The sequence below is a fragment of the Azoarcus taiwanensis genome, from assembly GCF_012910885.1.
Taxonomy (GTDB): domain Bacteria; phylum Pseudomonadota; class Gammaproteobacteria; order Burkholderiales; family Rhodocyclaceae; genus Azoarcus_F; species Azoarcus_F taiwanensis.
In genome coordinates this window covers 1-2248 of sequence record NZ_WTVM01000241.1, presented here as the reverse complement: position 1 = coordinate 2248, position 2248 = coordinate 1, and the positions used below count along the sequence as shown (strand labels likewise).

The following is a 2248-nucleotide window of genomic DNA, read 5'->3' as shown; positions in this document are numbered from 1 at the left end:
CTCACGCATCTGCCGGTGCATGCACGTGCACGCATGGGGCTGTCCTATCTACCCCAGGAAATGAGCGTGTTCCGCAAGCTCAGTGTCGCCGACAATGTCCGCGCAGTGCTCGAACTTCAGGGCCTGTCGCGCGCAGAGGTCGAGGCGCGCCTGAATGAGCTGCTGGAAGAGTTGGGTATCGCGCACCTGCGCGACAACGTCTCGGTGTCCTTGTCCGGCGGCGAGCGTCGACGCTGCGAAATCGCCCGCGCACTGGCAAGCAACCCGCGCCTGATCCTCCTCGACGAGCCATTCGCCGGGGTCGATCCGATCGCGGTACTCGACATCCAGAAGATCATTCACTACCTTCGCGAGCGCGGTATCGGCGTGCTGATCACCGACCACAACGTGCGCGAGACGCTCGGCATTTGTGATCGCGCCTACATCATCAGCGAGGGAAGTGTGCTGGCGAGCGGCACACCGGATGTCATCGTCGCCAACGAGCAGGTCCGTCGAGTCTATCTCGGCGAACATTTCAGGCTCTGAGCACTGCCGTCATGAAGCCTACGCTCCAGCTCAAGCTATCGCAGCATCTCACGTTGACGCCTCAGCTGCAGCAGTCGATTCGGCTGCTGCAGCTATCAACGCTGGAACTGAACCAGGAGATCGAGAATTTCCTCCTCGAGAACCCGATGCTCGAACGAGCCGAGGGCGAGGAAGGCGACGCACCAGCGCAGACAGTGCCCACCGGCAGCAGCAACGAGCAGGAGTCCCCCAGCGACAACCAGGAGCGCGACAGCGCACCCGAAGCGACAAGTTTCGAGGACTCCGGAGACTGGGGTAGCGCGACGAGCAACGGCCCGCGCAGCGATGACGACGACAATGACTTTCAGGACATCCAGGCTGCGGAGACCAGTCTCCGCGACCACCTCAACCAGCAACTGAGCCTCTCGCCGATGTCCGATCGCGACCGGACGCTGTGCCGGTTGATCGTCGAAGCGATCGACGACGACGGTTACCTGAACCAGTCACTCGAGGATCTGCTCGAACTGTTGCAGCCCGAACTGGAGATCGAGCTCGACGACCTCACCGTAGCCCTGCATCAGGTCCAGAGTCTCGACCCGGCGGGAATCGGCGCACGCTCGCCGCGAGAGTGTCTGGCGCTACAGTTGCGCGCGCTTGACCCCGGGCCAGTGCGTGACATCGCGCAGGCGATCATCAGCGAACACCTCGAACTGCTCGCAGAGCGTAACTTCTCCCGCCTCAAGCGTTTGCTCGCCTGCAGCGAAGAAGACCTTCGCGCCGCACACGCGATGATCTGCGCCCTCGACCCCCACCCGGGTTCGCGCTATTCGACGCAGGAAACCCGCTACATTCTGCCGGATGTGGTGGTTCGCAAATACCGCGACCAGTGGATCGTCAGTCTCAACGCCGAAGCCATGCCACGGCTGCGCATCAACGCGCTCTACGCCAGCATCCTGCAACAGAACCGGGGCATCAGCGGTGCCCTGTCCGGGCAGTTGCAGGAGGCGCGCTGGCTGATCAAGAACGTTCAGCAGCGTTTCGAGACGATTCTGCGCGTGTCGCAGGCGATTGTTGACCAACAACGACAGTTCTTCGAATATGGAGACGTGGCGATGCGTCCGCTGACGCTGAGGGAAATCGCCGAACAACTGGAGTTGCACGAGTCCACGATCTCGAGGGTCACAACGCAGAAGTACATGTCGACGCCTCGCGGCGTCTTCGAACTCAAGTATTTTTTCGGCAGTCATGTCGCCACCGATACCGGTGGGGCGGCCTCCTCCACGGCGATACGCGCGCTGATTCGCCAGTTGGTCGATGCCGAAGACAAGAAGAAACCCTTGTCCGACTCCAAGATCGCCGATCTATTGGGCCAGCAGGGTATCGTGGTGGCGAGGCGAACCATCGCCAAGTACCGTGAATCACTCAACATACCGCCGGTCAGCCAGCGCAAGACGATATAAATCACAAGGAGCAATCATGAATCTCAACATCACCGGCCATCACGTCGAGGTCACCGACGCCATTCGCGACTACGTCACCAGCAAGCTCGACCGCGTCATCCGGCACTTCGACAACGTCACGAGCATCAACGTGATCCTGTCCGTCGAAAAGCTCAAGCAGAAGGCCGAAGTGACGCTGCACGTGCGCGGCAAGGACATCTTCGTCGAAAGCGACGATGCCGACATGTATGCCGCCATCGACAGCATGACCGACAAGCTCGACCGCCAGGTGATCAAGTACAAGC

The 2248-nt window shown here is 60.9% G+C and carries 3 protein-coding genes; all 3 read left to right on the top strand.

The genetic code is table 11. The annotated features are described in order from the left end of the window. Positions 1 to 525, top strand: a 525-nt coding sequence (gene lptB, locus GPA21_RS19945; RefSeq protein WP_168989810.1) for an LPS export ABC transporter ATP-binding protein, incomplete at its 5' end; no start/stop codon positions are given. 11 nt (positions 526 to 536) lie between these two features. Beyond that, the gene (locus tag GPA21_RS19940) at positions 537 to 1964 is read left to right on the top strand and encodes an RNA polymerase factor sigma-54 (protein WP_168989809.1); all 1428 of its coding nucleotides are present in this window, start codon (positions 537 to 539) and stop codon (positions 1962 to 1964) included. A 16-nt stretch (positions 1965 to 1980) separates the two neighbouring features. Continuing rightward, on the top strand, positions 1981 to 2248 hold a 268-nt coding region (hpf, locus tag GPA21_RS19935), incomplete at its 3' end, for a ribosome hibernation-promoting factor, HPF/YfiA family (protein WP_168989808.1).

Bases quoted from the DNA above. Each gene is read 5' to 3' on its own strand.
- GPA21_RS19940 (WP_168989809.1), top strand. From the start codon at position 537: ATGAAGCCTACGCTCCAGCTCAAGCTATCGCAGCATCTCACGTTGACG.